Origin of the sequence: Rhodospirillum rubrum ATCC 11170 (assembly GCF_000013085.1) — a bacterium.
Taxonomy (GTDB): Bacteria; Pseudomonadota; Alphaproteobacteria; order Rhodospirillales; family Rhodospirillaceae; genus Rhodospirillum; species Rhodospirillum rubrum.
On record NC_007643.1, the window covers coordinates 480703 to 496688 of the forward strand.

General features: G+C 65.8%; 17 protein-coding genes. 5 read left to right on the forward strand and 12 right to left on the reverse strand.

The window, feature by feature from the left end; all coding sequences use genetic code 11:
• Window positions 1-56: 56 nt before the first annotated feature.
• The 11 genes from purF to rpsF form a co-directional block, all read right to left on the reverse strand.
• Window positions 57-1523: an amidophosphoribosyltransferase gene (gene purF / locus RRU_RS02135; RefSeq protein WP_011388163.1), complete on the reverse strand. Its 1467-nt coding sequence runs from the start codon at window positions 1521-1523 to the stop codon at window positions 57-59.
• A gap of 45 nt (window positions 1524-1568) precedes the next feature.
• Window positions 1569-2279 carry a CvpA family protein gene (locus RRU_RS02140; RefSeq protein ID WP_011388164.1) on the reverse strand — a complete coding sequence of 237 codons (711 nt, stop codon included), beginning with the start codon at window positions 2277-2279 and terminating at the stop codon, window positions 1569-1571.
• Window positions 2279-3688 carry a DNA repair protein RadA gene (gene radA, locus RRU_RS02145; RefSeq protein ID WP_011388165.1) on the reverse strand — a complete coding sequence of 470 codons (1410 nt, stop codon included), beginning with the start codon at window positions 3686-3688 and terminating at the stop codon, window positions 2279-2281. The genes RRU_RS02140 and radA overlap by 1 nt, the downstream gene beginning before the upstream one ends.
• A 49-nt stretch (window positions 3689-3737) precedes the next feature.
• Window positions 3738-4511 (reverse strand): ABC transporter ATP-binding protein, encoded by a 774-nt coding sequence (locus RRU_RS02150; protein ID WP_011388166.1) that lies wholly within the window; start codon window positions 4509-4511, stop codon window positions 3738-3740.
• Window positions 4508-5281 (reverse strand): MlaE family ABC transporter permease, encoded by a 774-nt coding sequence (locus RRU_RS02155; protein WP_011388167.1) that lies wholly within the window; start codon window positions 5279-5281, stop codon window positions 4508-4510. The genes RRU_RS02150 and RRU_RS02155 overlap by 4 nt, the downstream gene beginning before the upstream one ends.
• Window positions 5278-6402, reverse strand: coding sequence for an alanine racemase (gene alr / locus RRU_RS02160; protein ID WP_011388168.1), 1125 nt, complete (start codon window positions 6400-6402; stop codon window positions 5278-5280). The genes RRU_RS02155 and alr overlap by 4 nt, the downstream gene beginning before the upstream one ends.
• Window positions 6403-6494: 92 nt before the next feature.
• Window positions 6495-8018, reverse strand: coding sequence for a replicative DNA helicase (locus tag RRU_RS02165; RefSeq protein ID WP_011388169.1), 1524 nt, complete (start codon window positions 8016-8018; stop codon window positions 6495-6497).
• A 172-nt stretch (window positions 8019-8190) separates the two neighbouring features.
• On the reverse strand, window positions 8191-8775 hold the full coding sequence (gene rplI, locus RRU_RS02170; protein ID WP_014625933.1) for a 50S ribosomal protein L9: 585 nt from the start codon (window positions 8773-8775) through the stop codon (window positions 8191-8193).
• 42 nt (window positions 8776-8817) lie between these two features.
• Complete coding sequence (locus tag RRU_RS02175) at window positions 8818-9744, reverse strand: hypothetical protein (protein WP_011388171.1); 927 nt, start codon at window positions 9742-9744, stop codon at window positions 8818-8820.
• A gap of 74 nt (window positions 9745-9818) precedes the next feature.
• Window positions 9819-10055: a 30S ribosomal protein S18 gene (rpsR, locus tag RRU_RS02180; RefSeq protein ID WP_011388172.1), complete on the reverse strand. Its 237-nt coding sequence runs from the start codon at window positions 10053-10055 to the stop codon at window positions 9819-9821.
• Window positions 10052-10534, reverse strand: coding sequence for a 30S ribosomal protein S6 (gene rpsF, locus RRU_RS02185; RefSeq protein ID WP_011388173.1), 483 nt, complete (start codon window positions 10532-10534; stop codon window positions 10052-10054). The genes rpsR and rpsF overlap by 4 nt, the downstream gene beginning before the upstream one ends.
• Window positions 10535-10828: 294 nt before the next feature.
• Between rpsF and fabD the strand changes: the two genes are divergently transcribed.
• From fabD to mltG, 5 genes are all read left to right on the forward strand, one after another.
• Entirely contained in the window at window positions 10829-11767 is a 939-nt protein-coding gene (fabD, locus tag RRU_RS02190) for an ACP S-malonyltransferase (protein WP_011388174.1), read from the forward strand.
• Between the two features lie 107 nt (window positions 11768-11874).
• The gene (gene fabG / locus RRU_RS02195; RefSeq protein ID WP_011388175.1) at window positions 11875-12612 is read left to right on the forward strand and encodes a 3-oxoacyl-[acyl-carrier-protein] reductase; all 738 of its coding nucleotides are present in this window, start codon (window positions 11875-11877) and stop codon (window positions 12610-12612) included.
• A gap of 194 nt (window positions 12613-12806) precedes the next feature.
• Window positions 12807-13040, forward strand: a complete 234-nt coding sequence (locus RRU_RS02200; RefSeq protein ID WP_011388176.1) for an acyl carrier protein — start codon at window positions 12807-12809, stop codon at window positions 13038-13040.
• A 158-nt stretch (window positions 13041-13198) separates the two neighbouring features.
• Window positions 13199-14461 (forward strand): beta-ketoacyl-ACP synthase II, encoded by a 1263-nt coding sequence (gene fabF, locus RRU_RS02205; RefSeq protein WP_011388177.1) that lies wholly within the window; start codon window positions 13199-13201, stop codon window positions 14459-14461.
• 29 nt (window positions 14462-14490) lie between these two features.
• Window positions 14491-15477 carry an endolytic transglycosylase MltG gene (gene mltG / locus RRU_RS02210; RefSeq protein WP_011388178.1) on the forward strand — a complete coding sequence of 329 codons (987 nt, stop codon included), beginning with the start codon at window positions 14491-14493 and terminating at the stop codon, window positions 15475-15477.
• 18 nt (window positions 15478-15495) lie between these two features.
• On the opposite strand, the gene RRU_RS02215 is transcribed toward mltG, so the two are convergent.
• Window positions 15496-15891 carry a PRC-barrel domain-containing protein gene (locus RRU_RS02215; RefSeq protein ID WP_011388179.1) on the reverse strand — a complete coding sequence of 132 codons (396 nt, stop codon included), beginning with the start codon at window positions 15889-15891 and terminating at the stop codon, window positions 15496-15498.
• Between the last annotated feature and the right edge of the window lie 95 nt (window positions 15892-15986).

Sequence of the window (15986 nt, forward strand, 5' to 3'; positions counted from 1 at the left end):
GCAAGCCCGGGGGGACTTGCCGCGGCCTACGGGAAACCCGATGCTCGGGATTTGCTCTAATCGTTGAGCAGCGCCAGCTGCAAAGGATGGCTTTTCTGCGCCCGGTCCTGATTGGGCACCGGATAATGGCCCGAGAAGCAGGCATCGCAGAACTGCGGGCGCTCGGCATTGCGCGACTCCACCCCGGCCGCCCGATACAGCCCGTCGAGCGAGACGAAGGCCAGACTGTCGACGCCAAGCAGCTTGGCCATGTCCTCGACCGAATAATTGGCCGCCAGCAGCTTCTCGCGCTCGGGGGTGTCGATGCCGTAGAAGCAGGGATAGGCGGTCGGCGGGCTGGAGATGCGCATATGCACCTCGCGCGCCCCGGCCTGACGGACCATTTCGACGATCTTGGTCGAGGTGGTGCCGCGCACGATGCTGTCATCGACCAGGATGACCCGCTTGCCTTCAAGCTGGCTGCGGTTGGGGTTGTGCTTGCGCTTGACCCCGAGGTTGCGGGTCTTGTCGGTGGGCTGGATGAAGGTGCGGCCGACATAGTGATTGCGGATGATGCCGTATTCAAAGGGCAATCCGGCCTCGGCGGCATAGCCGAGCGCGCTGGGCACGCCGGAATCGGGCACCGGCACCACCACATCGGCCTCGACGGCGCTTTCGCGGGCCAGTTCGCGGCCGATGGCCTTGCGCACCTCGTAGACGCTGCGCTCCTCGACGATGCTGTCGGGGCGGGCGAAGTAGATGTATTCGAAAACGCAGAAATGCGAGGGGGTCTGCGGGAAGGGGCGCAGCGAGCGCACTTCCTTGCCGGTGATGATGATCAGCTCGCCCGGTTCGACATCGCGGATGTAATCGGCGCCGATGATATCAAGCGCGCAGGTTTCGGAGGCGAAGATATAGGCGCCATCGAGCTGGCCGAGAACCAGCGGCCGGATGCCCATCGGGTCGCGCACGCCGATCAGGGCGTTGTTGGTCAGGGCGACGATCGAATAGGCGCCCTGAACCTGACGCAGGGCGTCGATGATGCGGTCTTCCACCGACGAGCAGATCGAAATGGCGATCAGATGGACGATGACCTCGGTGTCGCTGGTCGATTGGAACAGGCAGCCGCGCTGGACCAGCCGTTCGCGCAAGGTCATGGCGTTGGTCAGATTGCCGTTATGGGCGATGGCGAGGCCGCCGAAGGCGAATTCGGCGAACAGCGGCTGGATATTGCGCATCACCGCGCCGCCGGTGGTCGAATAGCGGACATGGCCGATGGCCGAGGATCCGACGAGCTGGGAGATCACCGTCTCGGATTTGAAGTTCTCCGACACATGGCCGGGACCCTTGACCGAATGGAACTGGGTGCCATCGAAGGTGACGATCCCCGCCGCCTCTTGGCCGCGATGCTGCAAGGCGTGCAGGCCAAGCGCGGTATGGGAGGCGGCATTGGGATCGGCGAAGACGCCGAACACGCCGCATTCCTCGCGCAGCTTGTCGTCATCGAACGGATCGGTGGAGAAATCGATGTCCGTGGGGGCCATGGCCGTGTTTCCTAGGTCCCGCGAAGGGGAGCCGTCGCGCGAGGGTTACTGGGTGCTCTCGAAGAGGCGGTTCATTTCCTGCCGCTCGCCCGAATCATAGCCGGTTGGCGAGTCGGTGGGAGCGCGCGGCGCCTCGGGCCGCGGACTGTTCAGCCGGTCGAAACTGCGCTGGGCGTCCCGGACGCTGCGGCCGGTGTCGAGCAGGGTTTCGGCGTCTTGTTTGACGGTGGCGGTATCGCTGCGCAAGGCGCGCTCGCGGGCCTGAAGATTGGCCGGCAGCAGCGCCAGGGCCGAACTCGCCCCGTTCTCGATCATCGGCATGCTGCGCGCCGTGCGCATCCAATCGGGCTGGCGGTCGACGGGCAGCAGCCAGGACACCGCCACATAGCCGGCGATCAGCAGCACGCCGCCGCGCAGCAGCCCAAACAGGAAGCCCAAGGAGCGGTCCAGGGTGTTGAGCGCGCTTTTTTGCACCTGCTTGGCCACCATGGTGGTCAGGATCGACAGCCCAAGCAGCATCACCAGGAAAATAGTGGCGGCGGCGGCGATGTCGGCCGCCCAGGGGAAGCGCGGCATCAGATCAAGAAACAACGGCGAGACCAGCGGCATGCCATAAACCGCCGACACGATCGCCCCGGCCCAGGCGCCCACCGCCAGGGTCTCGTGGACGAAGCCACGGAAGAAGGCGAGGGCGGCGGAAATCAGCAGAACGGCAAGGACGAGGATGTCCAACGGATTGATCGGCCAACCGCTCATCACCGCTGCCCCTGGCCGGCATTTTCCGGGGGCGCCAGCAGCGCCACCAGATCCTGCAAATGGCCGATTTCGCGCATTCGTAATCCTTCCTTCACGCCAGGGCCGCCCCGTTTGCCGCTATCGCGCGGCCGGGCCGGCATCAAGGCCTGATCGAAACCGAGTTTGGCGGCTTCCTTGAGCCGCGTATCGCCATGGGCCACCGCCCTGATCTCCCCCGAAAGCCCGATCTCGCCGAAAACCACCATATCGGGCGGCACGGGAACCCCGGAGAACGACGAAACCAGCGCCGCCGCCACCGCCAGATCGGCGGCCGGCTCGCCGATGCGCAGGCCGCCGGCAACGTTCAAATAAACGTCATTGCCGCCCAGCGCAAGACCACAGCGGGTTTCAAGCACGGCCATCACCATCGCCAGACGGCCGCCATCCCAGCCGACGACGGCGCGCCGCGCCGATCCGGGGGCCGAGGGGCCGACCAGGGCCTGGATCTCGACCAGCATCGGCCGCGTGCCCTCCATGCCGGCGAACACGCAAGACCCCGTCACATTGCCCCGCCGCTCGGCCAGGAACAGCGCCGAGGGATTGGGAACCTCCGACAATCCGGCGTCGGACATCTCGAAAACGCCGATCTCGTCGGTGGCGCCGAAGCGGTTCTTCACCGCGCGCAAAATGCGGAAGGGATGGCCGCGCTCGCCTTCGAAATAGATGACGGCGTCGACCATATGCTCCATCACCCGGGGACCGGCCATCTGGCCTTCCTTGGTGACATGACCAACGAGAAACAGCACGAAGCCCCGGCGCTTGGCCAGACGGATCAATTCATGGGACCCGGCGCGGACCTGGGCGACCGTGCCCGGCGCCGAGTCGAGGGTATCGAGATACATGGTCTGGATCGAATCGATGACCACGACATCGGGGGGCTCGCCGCTATCAAGGGTGGCGACGATGTCGCGCACGCTGGTCGCCGCCGCCAGATCAACCGGGGCCTTTTCCAAGCCCAGGCGCAGGGCGCGCAGCCGGACCTGATCGATCGCCTCTTCGCCCGAGATATAAACCGAGCGCGCCCCGCCGCGCGCCAGACCGGCCACCGCCTGCAACAACAGGGTTGATTTGCCGATGCCCGGATCGCCGCCGATCAGCAGGGCCGAGCCGGCGACCAGACCGCCGCCGGCCACCCGGTCAAGCTCGGGGATGCCGGTCAGCAGCCGGGGGGGCGGCGCGCCCACCCCTTCCAGGCTGACGAAGGAGAGCCGCTGGCCGCCGCGGCCGCCGGTCTGACCCTTGGGCAGGGCCTCGGCCGGGGCCTCCTCGGCGATCGAGTTCCATTCACCGCAGGCCTCGCAGCGGCCCATCCAACGCGGATAGACCGCGCCGCAAGCCTGACAGACGAAGCGGGGGGCGTTTTTCGCCATGGGATTTCCTCGCGGGGGAGGGCGGTCAAAGGGAACGGCGGCGGCGCGCCTAATCGCGCAGTCCGGCGCGGATCGGGCCCTCGGCCCGGCCATGTACGAACTGGTCGACGTACGGATTGCCCGAGTCATAGACCTCGCTCGCCGGGCCGACCCAGATCAGCTTTCCCTGATAGAGCATGGCGATGCGGTCGGCGATCTTGCTGGCGCTGGCCATGTCGTGGGTGATCGTCAAGGCGGTGGCGCCCAGGTGGCGGACGCTGGTGCGGATCAGGTCGTTGATGACATCGGCCATGATCGGATCAAGGCCGGTGGTCGGTTCGTCGAAAAAGATGATCTCGGGATTGGTGGCGATCGCCCGCGCCAGCCCGACGCGCTTTTGCATGCCGCCCGATAGCTCAGACGGGCTGAGATCGGCGACATCGGCGCCAAGCCCGACCTCGGCCAGGGTGGTGATGGCGATCTCCTTGGCCTGACGGCGCGGCATGCGCTGGCCCTGCAACAGGCCGAAGGCGACGTTCTGCCAGACCGGCAGGCTGTCAAACAACGCCGCGCCCTGGAACAACATGCCGAATTTGGCCATGACCTTGTCGCGATCCTGGCCGCGCAGGCCAACGGTCTCCTGACCATCGATCAGGATCGATCCGCTGTCGGGGCGCAGCAGGCCGAGAATGCATTTCAAGGCCACGGATTTGCCCGTTCCCGAGCCGCCGATGATCACCACCGATTCGCCGGCGCCGACCGTCAGGTCGACGCCATCAAGCACGACTTTCGGGCCAAAGGCCTTTTTCAGGCCGCGCAGTTCGATTTTGGGAGTGTCGGTCATTGGGCGAAGAACAGTTCGGTGATCATGTAGTTGCAGACCAGGATCAAGATTGAGGCGCTGACCACCGCATTGGTCGTGGCCGCCCCCACCCCCTGGGCTCCCCCCTTCGACTGGCTGCCATGGTAACAGCCCATCAAGGCGATGATAAAGCCAAAGACCGAGGCCTTGACCAAGCCGCTGATGACGTCCATCGGCTCGAGGAATTCCCAGGTGCTGGCGATATAGTTGCTGGGGTTGAAGCCCAGCTTGTAGACGCCGATCAGATAGCCGCCGAAGACGCCGATGATATCGGCCGTCAGCACCAGGATCGGCAGCATGGTGACGCCGGCGATCAGGCGCGGCACCACCAGATACTTATAGGGATTGGTCGCCAGCGTCGTCAGGGCGTCGATCTGCTCGGTCACCTTCATGGTGCCGATCTCGGCGGCCATGGCGGCGCCGATCCGTCCGGCCACCATCAGCCCGGCCAGGACCGGCCCCAGTTCGCGGGTCATCGACAGCACCACCACCGTCGCCGTCGCCCCCTCGGCCGAGAAGCGGGCGAAGCCGGAATGGCTTTGCAAGCTGAGGACCATGCCGGTGAAGATCGCCGTCAGCCCGACCACCGGCAGGGAATAATAGCCGATCTCGACCAATTGGCGGCCGATCAGCCGGGGGAAGAACGGCGGGCGCACGCAATGGGACAGCGCCGTGCCGGTAAAGACCGACAGCCGTCCGACATGGCGCAAAAAGGTAAGAAAAACCCGTCCAATAATGGCCAGGAAATTCATTGGCCGCTCCCCTCCCTCACCCCGCCGTAGCGGCGCGGGTAGCGCGCGCCTAGTCGCGTGAGAATTTCGTAGGACACCGTATCGGCGCGATCGGCCAGGGCGTCCACACTCAGATCGGGTCCAAGAAGGTCGATCATGGCACCGGGTCTCGCCAAGTTTTCGGGAACATCCGATACGTCGAAGGTCAGCAGATCCATGGACACACGACCAACGACCGGAACGGATCGACCGGCCAGAAGCCCCATGGCCCGGTTGCCCGCCGAACGCGGAAATCCGTCGGCATATCCGACACCGACGGTTGCGATCGTGCTTCCCGCCGGGGCCGTATGCGTTGCACCATAGCCAACGCTCAAGGGGGTGTCAATGCGGCGAACTTGCAGGATTTTTCCTTGTAATTTAACCACTTGCCGCATGGGGTTGGCTGTACCGACGGTCGGATTTCCGCCATAAAGACCAATTCCCGGGCGCGCCAGATCAAAATGCCACTCGGGGCCCAGGAAAATGCCCGAGGTATTGGCAAGGCTGGCGCGCAGGCCGGGGAAGCGGGCGGCGGCGGCGGCGAACAGGGCGCGCTGCTCGGCGTTGAGCGGATGATCGGGCTCGTCGGCGCAGGCGAGATGGGTCATCACCAGCACTGGGGTGAAGGCGGCGAGCGGGCGGGGATCGGCGAGCAGGGCGTCGAGTTCCAGCGGCGTCAGCCCCAGGCGGCGCATGCCGGTATCGACATGAAGGGCGGCTGGCGCCTTGCGCCCGGCCCGCGCGCAGGCCTTGGCCCAACGGTCGATTTGATCGGGACTGTTGAGCACCGGGATCAGCGCGCTGTCGAGCACCTCGTCCTCGGCCCCCTCGGGCGGGCCCGAGAGCACGAACAGGCGGGCGTCGGCGGGCAGCAGATCGAGGATATCCAGGCCCTCGTCGATCTGGGCGACGACGAAATCGCGGCAGCCGGCGGCCAGCAAGGCGGGAACGACCTTGCGCGCCCCCAGGCCATAGGCATTGGCCTTGACCACCCCGGCGCACGACGCCCCGGGGCGCAGCCGGCCGCGCAGGGCCAGCCAGTTATCGGCGATGGCATCAAGATCGACGGTAAGAAGGGCCGTCGCCCGGTCCTCATGACCCATGGAAACGTCTCCGAAAATACGTCTGCGGCAAAGGAAAGGGCTCCGGCGCGAGTCGTCGGAGCTTTATAGGCCCGGCGGCGATTCGTCGGAGCCTACAGGTCTGGCGGCGGTTCGCCGCCTTGCAGATTGCCAAAGCGGGTGTAATTGCCATCGAAGAACAGGCTGACCGAGCCGATCGGCCCATGGCGCTGCTTGGCGATGATCACCTCGGCCTTGTTATAGGCGTCCTCGCAGCGCTTGATCCAGCTCAGGTGGCGTTCCTGATAGCGGTCGTCGGTCTCGTCGGGTTTGCGCAGCGGCTCGGCGCGTTCGAGATAGTATTGTTCGCGAAAGACGAACATCACCACGTCGGCGTCCTGTTCGATCGAGCCCGATTCGCGCAGATCGGAAAGCTGGGGGCGCTTGTCGTCGCGGCTTTCGACCTGACGCGACAGCTGGGACAGCGCCATCACCGGCACGTTCAGCTCCTTGGCCAGGGCCTTCAGCCCGCGGGTGATCGCCGAAACCTCCTGCACGCGGTTTTCCGAGCGCTCGCCCTTGCCGCCTTGCAGAAGCTGCAGATAGTCGACGACGATCAACCCCAGGCCGTTGCCGCCACCGCCGTGGCTGCGCGCCAGGCGCCGGCAGCGCGTGCGCATCGCCCCCACCGACAGGGCGGGGGTATCGTCGATGAACAGCGGAATGCTGTGGAGCTGGGTCGCCACCTGCAGCACCCGGTCGAAATCCTCATTGGCCAGCTCGCCGGTGCGCAGGCGGTGCGACGACACCTCGGCGCGCTCCGACAAGATACGCGTGGCCAGCTGTTCGGCCGACATTTCCAGCGAGAAGAAGGCCACCGCCTTCGAGGGCTCGCCGGCCTGGGCCTCCTGGCGGAAAAACGTCGCGGCGTTGAAGGCGATGGTGGTGGCCAGCGCCGTTTTGCCCATCGACGGGCGGCCGGCCAGGATCAGAAGATCGCTGTCGTGCAGGCCGCCCAGCTTTTTGTCGAGATCGACGAGCAGGCTGGGCACGCCGGCCAACTGGCCCTCGCGCTTATGGGCCTTCTCGGCCATGTCGATGGCGCCGATCAGCGAGTCCTTGAAGGACTTCAGCCCGCCTTCGGTCTGGCCGGTGGTGGCGAGATCGAACAGCTTGCGCTCGGCGCCCTCGATCTGATCGACGGCGGAGCTGTCGAGATCGGCCTCGAAGGCGTCATTGACCAGATCGCTGCCCAGGGCGATCAGTTCGCGCCGCAAGAACAGGTCGTGGACGAGGGTGCCGTAATCCTCGGCATTGATGATGGTCACCACCGCATTGACCAACTGCGCCAGATAGCGGGCGCCGCCGACCTCTTCCAGTTCGGTGCGGTGGTCGAGATAGGGGGCGAGGGTGACCGGATTGGCCAGATGGCCGCGCTCGGTCAGGGTGACGCAGGCTTCGTAGATGGCGCCATGGGCGGGATGGGAGAAATGGGCCGGGCGCAGAAAATCGCCGACCTTCTCGAGAACCCGGTTGTTGGTCAGGATGGCGCCAAGCAGGGCCTGCTCGGCCTCGATATTGGCGGGCGGCAGGCGGGTCGCCTCGGCGGCGGGGCCTGCGGAGGGATCATTCTGGGCGGCGAGGAAGTGTCCGGTCATCGCGACATCCTATCGGCACCGGATGCCCGGCGAACGCGGATGTCCTCCGGGAAAGCGACCCGGGGAAGCGGGCCGGGAAAAAGCGGACGTCCCCACCCCCGTACCACCGGCACAAGGCGGCGGCAAGGGATGGGGACGGCCCCTGTCAGCGAACGGTCGAGCCGGCCGGGCCTCAGCCCTGCTCGTACTCGTCGGCGTCCTCGTCGTCGAGCAAGGCGGCCTCGGCCTCCTCCTCGTTGGCCACGGCCTCTTCGGCGTCCTCGGGACGCTCGAGCAGGGCGGCGGCGGCGGCGGCGGAAGCCTGGGCCTCGGCCTCGCTGCGGGCGACGACGACGGTGATGGTGACGATCACTTCGGGGTGCAGCGAGACGCGGGTCTCGTAGCGGCCCAGATCCTTGATCGGGTGGTTGAGAAGAACCTGCGAGCGGGCGATGACGAAGCCCTCGGCCTTCAGCGAGTCGGTGATGTCGCGGGCCGACACCGATCCATACAGCTGACCGCTTTCGCCGGCCTGGCGAACCATCACGAGGTTCAGGCCGTCAAGCTTGACGGCGACGGCCTCGGCCTCGCCCTTGCGCTTCAGGTTCAGGGCTTCGAGCTCGACCTTCTGGGCGTTGAAGTATTCGAGGTTCGACTTGCTCTTGCGCAGGGCCTTCTTCTGCGGCAGCAGGAAATTGCGGGCGTAGCCATCCTTGACCTTGACGATATCGCCCATGAAACCAAGGTTCTCGATCCGCTCGAGCAGGATCACTTCCATCATTTTATCATCCTTCCCGGGTCACGCGGACCCTGTTGACCCTCAGGCGCCGCCGGGTGATGGGCGCCGTCTGATCGCGAATTCGACAAGTCCCGCGAAGGCCACCGCGGCGATGGCCACAGCGGATCCGAGGACAAAGAGCATATAAAACCCGATCAGCCCGATCCCCGGATGGGGAAGCTGGCGGGCGGCCGCATGCACCAGCACGAGACCCATGAAGACGAGCGGCACCATCAGGCCCATGGTGGCGTTGACGGCCATATAACCGGCATCGCCCCCCAGAACCAAGGCCCCCGCCGCGCAGATCAGGAATCCCCCGACCAGCCAGGGCGGCAGATCAAGCGATCCATAAACCGGCGTCGGGCGCACCGCTCCCCCCCGTTTGGTGACCCACCACTGGGCGAGCACCGCGCAGAGTGCCACCCGGGAGATCCAGGAGGCAAGGAAGGTTCCGGGCAGGTAGGTCGGAACCCCCGCCAAAATCTGCTCGCGCAGATCGGGCGATGTTTCGACCAACAGCCCGTCCACCGCCTCGCGCACCGCCCCGGACACCACCGCCTCGATGCCTCCCTGACCGGCTGGGATACCCAGCGCGAACAGGGCCAGCAAGGCCAGCCCGAGCAGTGATACCCAGGCGAGGATGCGGCCGGGCGGATACCACAGGGGCGATCCGCCCCCCGGCGCGGCGACGACCCGCAACGCCAGGGCGGAAACCAGCACCGCCGGCAAAAGGTCGACCACCGCATAGACGGGAAGAACCACGCCGGGCATCAAGGCCGCAGTCACCAGCAAGGCGACTCCGGCGGCCGGAAGAATCCCGGCCAGACCATGGCGAAGACCGGCGACCAGAAGCGGCGCCACCGAAATCTGCAACAGCAGAAAGCCCAGCGCGGGCACATAGACGAATGCCGCGAACAGCAATCCACCCGCCAGACCGGCGAGGGCAGACTGCGGCAAGGTCCTGTTCATCGCGCTCTCCGGTGGACGCGGGCCCAAGGGGCGCGGCCGGAGGCGGGGAAACCCCGCTTCCGGCCAGGGACGCCTTACTTCAGCACGTAGGGCAGAAGCGACAGGAACCGCGCGCGCTTGATCGCCCGGGCCAGCTCACGCTGCTTCTTGGCGGAAACGGCGGTGATGCGGCTGGGAACGATCTTGCCACGCTCGGACACGAAGCGCAGCAGCAGCTTGATGTCCTTGTAGTCGATCTTCGGCGCGCCGGCGCCGGAGAACGGGCAGGTCTTCCGACGACGGAAGAACGGACGGCGGGGAGCAGCCATCATTCAGCTCCTTCTCGCAAGGGGCGACGCTCGCCCCGGGGGGCACGGTCGCCCCGATCACCACCACGGTCGCCACCGCGATCACCGCGGTCGGGACGATCGCCACGCTCGGGACGATCACCAAAGCGATCGCCGCGACGGCCGCCGCGCTCGGGACGGTCGTTCTTCTGCATCATCGCCGACGGAGCTTCTTCAAGCTCTTCGACCTTGACGGTCATGTGGCGGATGACATCTTCGTTCAGGCGCAGGCGGCGGTCCAGTTCGTGGACGGCCGGCGCCGGAGCGTCGATGTTGAGAAGAAGGTAGTGACCCTTCCGGTTTTTCTTGATGCGGAAATTCAGAGTCCGCAGACCCCAATATTCCCGCTTGCTCACCGACCCGCCCCCTTCGGAGAGGATCGCGGAGACCTCGTCACCCATGGTATCAACCTGGGCATTGGAGATGTCCTGGCGTGCGATCAGCACGCATTCGTAAAGCGCCATCTATGGTTCCCTTATGGCTTTTCTCTTCCATGTTCCCATTCCGAAAGGAGGGAACGAGGCATAGCCGGCCTTCCCTGTGGGACGATCCGGCAAGGGTTTTGGAAGGCGGGGACTATACACGAACCCCTTGCCGGTGCAAGGGCCCGCTGCACGCAATTTCTTGACAATCCGCCGCCGGCGCGGTCTTCCTTGCGCACTCCAGGCGGTCCGGGCCGTGATCGCTGCGCGCCAAGCGCGCGGGCGGTCGGGTCGTTCGGCCCCGACTCCGCGTCCTCCCAGCTATCGGATCAGGTCATGACACGCGCTTTCGTCTTCCCCGGTCAAGGGTCCCAGGCCGTCGGCATGGGCAAAGAACTGGCCGACGCCTTTCCGGCGGCCCGCGATGTTTTCCAAGAAGTCGACGACGCCCTGTCGCAAAAGCTTTTCGCCTTGATGGTCGAGGGTCCGGCCGACGAGCTAACCCTGACCCAGAACGCCCAGCCGGCGCTGATGGCGGTTTCGATGGCCGTGGTCCGCGTGCTTGAAACCGGCGGCGTGCGTCTGGCCGCCCATGCCGATCTGGTCGCCGGGCATTCCCTGGGCGAATATTCGGCCCTGGCCGCCGCCGGGGCGCTGGGGCTGGCCGATACCGCCCGCCTGCTGCGCATCCGCGGCGAAGCGATGCAAAAGGCCGTGCCCGTTGGCCTGGGGGCGATGGCCGCCCTGATCGGCCTGAGCCTTGAGGACGCCCGCTCTGTTGCCGCCGAGGCGGCCGAGGGCGAGATTTGCGAAGCCGCCAACGACAACGCCCCCGGGCAGGTGGTGATCAGCGGTCATCGCACCGCCATCGAGCGGGCGATCGTTCTGGCCAAGGCCAAGGGCTGCAAGCGCGCCCTGCCGCTGCCCGTCAGCGCGCCGTTCCATTGCGCCCTGATGGCGCCGGCGGCCGAGGTCATGGCCGAGGCGTTGGAGCGGGTGACCTTCAAGGCGCCGGCGGTGCCGCTGGTGGCCAATGTGACCGCCTCGGCGGTCAGCGATCCCTTGGAAATCCGCCGACTGCTGGTCGAGCAGGTGACGGGCGCGGTGCGCTGGCGCGAGAGCGTGCTTTATATGGTCGACGCCGGGGTGAGCGAATTGGTCGAGCTGGGGGCCGGCAAGGTGCTGGGCGGGCTGGCCAAGCGCATCCATGGCGATCTTGGCGCTCGCTCGATCCAGGGCCCGGCCGATATCGACGCCTTCATCAAGGGGATTTAGGTCCCGTTTATCACTGGGGGGCCGGATCCGCCGGTCCCCGGATTCTAAAGATAAAGCAAATCATGAGAAAGGACGGCTGGGCCGATCCTTCCATCAGGAGATCACCGATGTTCGATCTGACCGGCAAGAAAGCCCTGGTGACCGGGGCGTCTGGTGGGCTGGGTGCGTCGATCGCCAAGGCTCTGGCCGATCGCGGCGCCAGCGTCGCCCTGTCGGGGACCCGCGAGGCGGCCTTGAACGAGACCGCCGTGTTCCTGGGCAAGGACGTGCCCATCCTGCCCTGCGACCTGTCCGACACCGCTGCGGTCGAGCGGCTGATCCCGGCGGCCGAAGCCGCCCTCTCGGGTCTTGATATCCTGGTCAACAACGCCGGATTGACCCGCGACATGCTGTCGATGCGGATGAAGGACGAGGAATGGGATCAGGTGATCGCCGTCAACCTCAGCGCCGCCTTCCGCCTGTCGCGCTCGGCGGTGAAGGGCATGATGAAACGGCGCTGGGGCCGCATCGTCAATATCACCTCGATCGTCGGCGTCACCGGCAATCCCGGTCAGGCCAATTACGCCGCCTCCAAGGCCGGCCTGATCGGCCTGAGCAAGTCGATGGCCGCCGAAGTGGCGGCGCGCCACATCACCGTCAATTGCGTGGCGCCCGGTTTCATCGCCACGGCGATGACCGATAAGTTGAACGAAAAGCAAAAAGAGGCCATCTTGCCCCATATCCCCGCCGGACGCATGGGGGCGCCCGAGGACGTGGCCGCCGCCGTCGTTTATTTGGCGAGCGAAGAGGCGGCCTATGTCACCGGCCAGACCTTGCATGTCAACGGCGGCATGGCGATGATTTGAACCGGCGCGTTTGCGCCGAGGAAAGTTTCTCTCGGAACCGAAGGAATGTTGGTCCGAGCCCGTTGCGGGCGCTAGTCATCCCTGGGCAAGTATGTTAGGCAAGGCGCTCCATAGGGCGGGCGGCTGCTTTTACAGGGGCGATCAAGTCGACCGCGCCATCAACATGATCAGTGACTTCCAAGGAATAGACGAAAATGAGCGACGTCGCCGACCGCGTTAAGAAGATCGTTGTCGAGCATCTGGGTGTCGAAGAAGCCAAGGTAACTGAAAACGCCAGCTTCATCGATGACCTGGGCGCCGATAGTCTGGATACGGTTGAATTGGTTATGGCGTTCGAGGAGGAATTCGGTTGCGAAATCCCCGATGACGCCGCCGAGAAGATCCTGACCGTCAAGGATGCCATCGACTTCATCGAAAGCAACGGCTGATCGGCCGCGACGTCCGGCGACGCCCCGTACCGGGAATCCTTATATGATCTTGGATTTCCGGGAACGCCGGGCAAGGGCTTAGGATCTCGGCCGCGCGAGTGTGTCGCGCTGCCCGATCCGGCCCGCCAAGGCTGGACAATGGGGACTTGTAGCAAGCCATGAGACGTGTTGTCGTCACCGGGTTGGGCATGGTCACGCCCCTCGGATGCGGGGTGAAAACCAATTGGACGAGTCTCGTCCAGGGCAAATCCGGCATTCGACCCATTCAAAAATTCGACGTATCGGACATGCCGGCCCGCGTTGCCGGACAAATCCCGACGGCCGCCGACGGGCCTCACGGCTTTGACCCCGATACGGTCGTGTCCTCCAAGGACCGCCGCCGCATGGACGATTTCATCGTCTATGGTCTGGCCGCCGCCAAAGAGGCGGTGGAAGACAGCGGCTGGATGCCCGAAGACGAGGAGTCCCGCGAGCGCACCGGCGTGATGATCGGCTCTGGCATCGGCGGTTTGACGTCGATCGCCGAGACGGCGTTGATCCTCAAGGAGCACGGGCCGCGCAAGGTCAGCCCCTTCTTCATTCCCAGCGCGCTGATCAATCTGGTCTCGGGCCATGTCTCGATCCGCTACGGCTTCAAGGGTCCCAACCACGCGGTGGTGACGGCCTGTTCGACCGGAGCCCATGCCATCGGTGACGCCAGCCGGCTGATCATTCACGGCGATGCCGATGTGATGGTGGCCGGTGGCGCCGAATCCGCGGTCTGCCGGATCGGCATCGCCGGTTTCGCCGCCGCCCGGGCGCTGTCGACCCATTACAACGACACCCCGGAAGAGGCCTCGCGCCCCTATGACAAGGGCCGGGACGGCTTCGTCATGGGCGAGGGCGCGGGCATCGTCGTGCTTGAGGAATACGAGCACGCCAAGGCGCGCGGCGCCCATATCTACGCCGAGATCCTCGGCTATGGCATGTCGGGCGACGCCTACCACATCACCGCCCCGGCCGAAGACGGCAACGGTGGCTTCCGCGCCATGCGGGCCGCCCTGGCCAATGCCAAGCTGACCGTCGAAGACATCGATTACGTCAATGCCCATGGCACCTCGACGCCGCTGGGCGACGAGATCGAACTGGGCGCGGTCAAGCGGCTGTTTGGCGATCACGCCTATAAGCTGACCATGTCGTCGACCAAATCGGCCATCGGTCATCTGCTGGGCGCCGCAGGCAGCGTCGAGGCGATTTATTCGATCCTGGCCATTCGTGATCAGGTCGCCCCGCCGACGCTTAATCTGCACGATCCGTCCGACGCCTGCGACATCGATCTGGCGCCGCTGGTGGCCAAGGAACGGCCGATCCGCAAGGCGCTGTCGAATTCCTTCGGCTTTGGCGGCACCAATGCCTCGCTGATCTTCGGGGGAGCCCCCTAACCAGGGGCTCCTTCTTTTCAGGTAAGTCCATGCGGGCCATTCTCGGTGTTTTCCTGGTCGCGGTTCTGGCGGCGCTGACCGTTTTTGGCGGTTATCTGTATGTGACCGATCGCTTCGTCGCTGCGGGCCCGTTGGCTGCGGAGCGCGTGGTGGTGGTGGCCCCGGGCAGCGGGGTGGACGGCATCGCCGCCACCCTGGCCCGCGAGGGCGTGATCAATGATCCCCTGATCTTCAAAATCGGCGTGCGGCTGGCCGAAACGGCCCGCCAGCTCAAGGCCGGCGAATACCGCTTCACCCCGGGCATGAGCGCCGAGCAGGTGATGGGGCTGCTGGTCTCCGGGCAGGTGGTGGTTCACCGCTTCACCGTGGCCGAGGGGCTGACCACCCGCGTCGTCCGCGACATCGTCCTCGCCCAGGAAGACCTGGTCGGCGAGATTTCGCTGGAGCCGGGCGAAGGCGCGCTTCTGCCCGAGACCTATAATTATCTGCGCGGCGATAGCCGCGACGCCGTCGTCAAGCGGATGGGCGCGGCCATGGGCGAGGCCATCGACAGCCTGTGGGAGCATCGCGCCCCCGGACTGCCGGTGACCACCAAGGCTCAGGCGGTGGTTCTGGCGTCGATCGTCGAGAAGGAAACCGCCGTTCCGGCGGAGCGGGCGCGGGTGGCCGGGGTTTTCATCAACCGGCTGCGCATCGGCATGCCGCTGCAATCCGATCCGACGGTGATCTATGGCCTGTCGGCTGGCACGGGAACCCTAGGCCGCGCCCTGACCCGCAAGGATCTTGAGACCCCCCACGCCTGGAACACCTATGTGATCCCCGGCCTGCCGCCCAGCCCGATCTGCAATCCGGGCCGCGAGTCCCTGGCCGCCGTGCTCAATCCGGCCGATGGCGGGGATCTTTATTTCGTCGCCGATGGCAGCGGCGGGCATGTCTTCGCCGCCAGCCTCGATGCGCATAACCGCAATGTCGCGCGCTGGCGCAAGATCCAGCGCGATCAGGCCAAGCGGGAGTGACCCCCCGGCCGCCGGCCTCTATTCGGCGGTGGGCGGCAGGCGACGGATACGGTTGGCGTCCATGATCACCAGGACGCGGTCGACCTCGCGCACCAGATCCTCGCTGCCAAGATGGATGCGCCGCCCGCCCAGGCCGAGAAATCCCCCCATTTCCACATCGATGCCGATGATCTGCCCGCTGTCGCCGGGTTCGATTTCGGCGACCCGGCCGATCTTCTCCCCATCCTGGGCGACAACGGGCAGGCCGATCCAGGCCAGACGGGCGGCGTCGACGGTATGCTGGGTGGTTACCCCGTCCTCGCCGAGCGTCTCGGCGCCGCGCGGGTGACCATCCGCCCAGGCCGGAAGACCGCCAAGGCCAAGGGCCAGGACGGTGCCAAAAGGAAGAAGAACGCGTCGGACGATCCAACCCATGGGTAAGGTTCCTTCCAGAAGAGCGGGTGGAAAAAGGGGCGCGGGCGTTCCACCTGCCGCTCTATCTTATTGACTCTCTGACAGAATATCGGCGC

What these genes read in the sequence shown, in the direction of transcription:
- mltG (WP_011388178.1), top strand. Translation starts at nt 14,491, where the DNA reads ATGCGGGCCATTCTCGGTGTTTTCCTGGTCGCGGTTCTGGCGGCGCTG.
- fabD (WP_011388174.1), top strand. Translation starts at nt 10,829, where the DNA reads ATGACACGCGCTTTCGTCTTCCCCGGTCAAGGGTCCCAGGCCGTCGGC.
- RRU_RS02175 (WP_011388171.1), bottom strand. Translation starts at nt 9,744, where the DNA reads ATGAACAGGACCTTGCCGCAGTCTGCCCTCGCCGGTCTGGCGGGTGGA.
- fabF (WP_011388177.1), top strand. Translation starts at nt 13,199, where the DNA reads ATGAGACGTGTTGTCGTCACCGGGTTGGGCATGGTCACGCCCCTCGGA.
- RRU_RS02140 (WP_011388164.1), bottom strand. Translation starts at nt 2,279, where the DNA reads ATGAGCGGTTGGCCGATCAATCCGTTGGACATCCTCGTCCTTGCCGTT.
- RRU_RS02200 (WP_011388176.1), top strand. Translation starts at nt 12,807, where the DNA reads ATGAGCGACGTCGCCGACCGCGTTAAGAAGATCGTTGTCGAGCATCTG.
- fabG (WP_011388175.1), top strand. Translation starts at nt 11,875, where the DNA reads ATGTTCGATCTGACCGGCAAGAAAGCCCTGGTGACCGGGGCGTCTGGT.
- rpsF (WP_011388173.1), bottom strand. Translation starts at nt 10,534, where the DNA reads ATGGCGCTTTACGAATGCGTGCTGATCGCACGCCAGGACATCTCCAAT.
- RRU_RS02165 (WP_011388169.1), bottom strand. Translation starts at nt 8,018, where the DNA reads ATGACCGGACACTTCCTCGCCGCCCAGAATGATCCCTCCGCAGGCCCC.
- rpsR (WP_011388172.1), bottom strand. Translation starts at nt 10,055, where the DNA reads ATGATGGCTGCTCCCCGCCGTCCGTTCTTCCGTCGTCGGAAGACCTGC.
- radA (WP_011388165.1), bottom strand. Translation starts at nt 3,688, where the DNA reads ATGGCGAAAAACGCCCCCCGCTTCGTCTGTCAGGCTTGCGGCGCGGTC.
- alr (WP_011388168.1), bottom strand. Translation starts at nt 6,402, where the DNA reads ATGGGTCATGAGGACCGGGCGACGGCCCTTCTTACCGTCGATCTTGAT.
- RRU_RS02150 (WP_011388166.1), bottom strand. Translation starts at nt 4,511, where the DNA reads ATGACCGACACTCCCAAAATCGAACTGCGCGGCCTGAAAAAGGCCTTT.
- RRU_RS02215 (WP_011388179.1), bottom strand. Translation starts at nt 15,891, where the DNA reads ATGGGTTGGATCGTCCGACGCGTTCTTCTTCCTTTTGGCACCGTCCTG.
- rplI (WP_014625933.1), bottom strand. Translation starts at nt 8,775, where the DNA reads ATGGAAGTGATCCTGCTCGAGCGGATCGAGAACCTTGGTTTCATGGGC.
- RRU_RS02155 (WP_011388167.1), bottom strand. Translation starts at nt 5,281, where the DNA reads ATGAATTTCCTGGCCATTATTGGACGGGTTTTTCTTACCTTTTTGCGC.
- purF (WP_011388163.1), bottom strand. Translation starts at nt 1,523, where the DNA reads ATGGCCCCCACGGACATCGATTTCTCCACCGATCCGTTCGATGACGAC.